The 3,369-nt window shown below is 41.0% G+C and carries 3 protein-coding genes; 1 reads left to right on the top strand and 2 read right to left on the bottom strand.

What is annotated here, in order from left to right:
- Positions 1-231 precede the first annotated feature (231 nt).
- Positions 232-1,359: a DNA replication/repair protein RecF gene (recF, locus tag O9290_RS09775; protein ID WP_052278356.1), complete on the bottom strand. Its 1,128-nt coding sequence runs from the start codon at positions 1,357-1,359 to the stop codon at positions 232-234.
- Between the two features lie 166 nt (positions 1,360-1,525).
- On the opposite strand from recF, the gene O9290_RS09770 reads away from it, so the two are divergent.
- Complete coding sequence (locus O9290_RS09770) at positions 1,526-2,098, top strand: DUF2808 domain-containing protein (RefSeq protein ID WP_288055302.1); 573 nt, start codon at positions 1,526-1,528, stop codon at positions 2,096-2,098.
- 240 nt (positions 2,099-2,338) lie between these two features.
- Here O9290_RS09770 and O9290_RS09765 read toward each other — a convergent pair whose 3' ends face one another.
- The gene (locus tag O9290_RS09765) at positions 2,339-2,983 is read right to left on the bottom strand and encodes a Uma2 family endonuclease (protein ID WP_288055299.1); all 645 of its coding nucleotides are present in this window, start codon (positions 2,981-2,983) and stop codon (positions 2,339-2,341) included.
- Positions 2,984-3,369 lie beyond the last annotated feature (386 nt).

Here is a 3,369-nt window from a genome sequence, read left to right as displayed (position 1 = left end):
ACAAGAAGGATAATGCAAGGTTTTTGAAAGTCCCAATCCTATTTTCTTGCACTAACATCGGACTTTAACAGGTCAAAAGCTTTATTTTAAAAGGGTTTTACCATTATTCAGCAAACCCTAAGTAGTTAGGTGTTAAAAACTGTCAGATCCCCCCCTTATTAAGGGGGGATTAAGGGGGGATCGAATTATGGGTGTGTACAGACAAAGAGCAAAACAAAGAGAGACTATAGGCTAATAAAAAATATGTCCCTTTTTGACAGAAAATATCTGGGAAGATTGCAACCAGCGAGACTCAAAAGAACTGAGATGAGTGGTGGTAATTAAAGTTTGAAAACGGTCTTCGATCGCATCTAATAATTGATTTTGTCGTTCGATATCTAATTCGGCTAAAACATCATCGAGGAGTAGTAGGGGAGGTTCTCCGATAATCTGCTCTAGTAACTGTAATTCCGCTAATTTCAAGGCTAAAACTAAGGTTCTTTGTTGTCCTTGGGAACCGTAGGATTTAGCGGGGTTTTGGTTAATTAAAAAATCCACTTCATCCCGGTGGGGACCGACTACCGATGTCCCTAGTTGTTTCTCTGCCAAACGACGGGTTTCAATCTTATCTAAAAAAGCCCTTTGTACCCCATTGACATCATCTTCTACCCAAGGCACATTGGGAATATATTGTAATTCTAAAAGTTCGGTTTTTCCGCTAATACTTTCGTGCCATTTTTGGGCTAAAGGAATTAATCTTTGCAGTACTCGCGCCCTTCTTCTCGTTACTCTTGAACCGGTTTCTGCTAGTTGTAAATCCCAGAGTTTTAGTTGGGATAAATCTGCATAAACTTTGCCCTCTAATTCCTGTTTACGAATCTCTTTTAAGAGAGCATTTCTTTGTCGTAAAACCTGATTATATTGCTGTAAAATATGAACGTATAGGGGTTCTAATTGAATTAATAAAGTATCTAACCAATCTCGGCGAGCTTCCGGACCACCGCGCACTAAATCCAGATCGAGACTAGAAAATTGTACCGCATTAATCACGCCCAAAAAATCGAGATGACGGCGCAGGGGTTGACGGTCGCGGATCACGGTGCGACGACCGGAAGAACGGAGAATTAAACTTAATTCTGATGCTCCATAAAGACGATTAACCCTAGCAAAAATTCTCGCCTCCGAGTCCGATTCTAGCACCAGATCCCGATCCTTGCTGACTCGATGGCTCTTGAGAGTGGACAAAAGTTCGATCGCTTCTAGTAAATTGGATTTTCCCTGAGCATTATTGCCCAATAATATTGTTTTTTTAGAGTCGAATTTTAGCACCTGTTCGGCATAATTTCTAAAACTGTGAAGATGTAGGTGTTCGAGATACATTGCAAGTTGGGGGTTAGCTGTTGGGGGTTGGGGGTTGGGGAAGTGGGGTGTGGGGGAGTGGGGAGAAAACAACTGATAACTGATCACTGATAATGGCAGCGGTTTAGGGTTAAGTGAATTTGGTATAATTGCCCTTAACAATCAATATTTTATAGTAGCTTTTACCTTGAAAATTCCTTTTTTGCCTTTAAAACAGACTGAAAGTCTATCTAAACTCGCTTTGATTGCTATACTCGCTTTTGATGCTTCTGTGTCTCTCGCAGGACAATTTCCCGATGGCAGAGTATTTTTTGAGAGTTCTCCCACTCTGGTTAATTTCTCCGCTACTTTCCAATCCGTGCGTGCTTGGGGAGCAAAATACTATCTTACCATCGCTCTACCGCCGTCTCTCGGGGCGCCCTTGGGTAAAGTAACCATACAACAGCAGCCTAATATTCAAACTATTGCTTTTCTTCTCGATCAAACCTTTGCTTTTCTTGGCGATCGCAATCAGCGAGGCGAAAAATTAACCCTAAAATCCACTACTTTTGACCCCAATACTCAGACGATTACGGTCATTTTTGATCCTCCTGTCCCCCCCGGTAATACCGTTTCCATCGGTCTGAAACCAGTACGAAATCCTGATTATGGTGGTGTCTATCAGTTTGGAATTACTGCTTATCCCCCTGGGGACAATTCTCCCGGATTATATCTAGGTGTCGGACGTTTAGCAATTTATGAGGCTGGCGATCGCTGGTAGTCCGTTCCACGTCTAAAAACAGTGAGCAGTAATCAGTGACCAGTAATCAGTGAGCAGTAAAAAGACAGTAGGAAACCTCTATTTAATACTGCACACTTAAAAACTCATATCTGATAACTGTTAACTTACCCACTGATAACTGATCACTGATCAATAGGAATAGGTGCAGCCTTAAACCGAAAACTGTAACCTCTAAATTATCATCGGCAAAAGTTCCCTGACTTCCTTGTACATTTGAGGTCAGGGATTAAGCGTTTGCTTGACCCAAATTCGGAATTGTTTTAATGCCATTGCACTACCTATTTTTTGACTATTTTGTAGCGTTTCTGGAATTTTTTCTATTAGATTAAATTGAGAAAATAGTCGGCTTTGGGAAGATTCAACATATTCCGATCCTTGCAAAACATTGATTTCCAGTCTCTCTCCATTATATCGCCACAATTCAGGAACACCCAATCGCTCATAATTATTAAATCGGGTTCGCTTAGTAATATCAATTTCAATTGCTAAATCGGGAGGGGGATCAATAGCCAGATCAAGTCGCTTTTTTCCCCTAACAGCAGCACAATTTTCGATATAAAAAGACTCGTCTGGTTCTATTCCTTGATCCATTTGCTGATTTTTAAAGGTTGTCGATCCAGCGGGTTCATAGTCTAACTCTAATTCATCCAGGAGAACTTTAACCAAATCCCCGATTAAAACTTTGGTGTTTTCATGAATAAAAAGAGGAGTCATTGCTTCTAAAGTTCCCTGACTATAAGATAGACGAATTGACCGTCGCTCTCCCAATTCGTCAAGAATTTTTTCATAATCTTGCCAAGTGAGTGAAGTTAACAACAGGCGGTCGCCTGGGGTAACAGTTAGTTGTTGTAATGCTAATAACATCAGAATTTGTCGGCTCAGTTGTTATGATTGCGCGGTTTAGTCAGTATTTAACTTTTTTCTACCTTAGACTATATATAGCAGTTTTCATCAGAATGAGGCATGGGCAAGGGGCTTAAACTCTTTGTTGGCAAAACTTGTCGATACCTCAGTAACGTGAAAAGCGCTATATGCAAGAGTTCTAGTAAGCTGCCCGCGCATTTAAATTGCTTGTTGAGACGAGGCAAGAGGCAAGACCCAAGACCCGGTAGCATCTCACCTTTGCAATAAGTAGAAATGCTTAATGAGATCAATAAAAAAGTTAAAAAAGGCAACCATTTAGATAGGGTTTGCTGAAAAAGTTTTTCGTGGGGGCAGGGTGTGGGGTGTAGGGTGTAGGGTGTAGGGTT

Origin of the sequence: Microcystis sp. LE19-41.2A (assembly GCF_027530405.1) — a bacterium.
GTDB classification, from domain to species: domain Bacteria; phylum Cyanobacteriota; class Cyanobacteriia; order Cyanobacteriales; family Microcystaceae; genus Microcystis; species Microcystis aeruginosa.
This window is presented reverse-complemented; position numbering and strand designations above follow the sequence as displayed.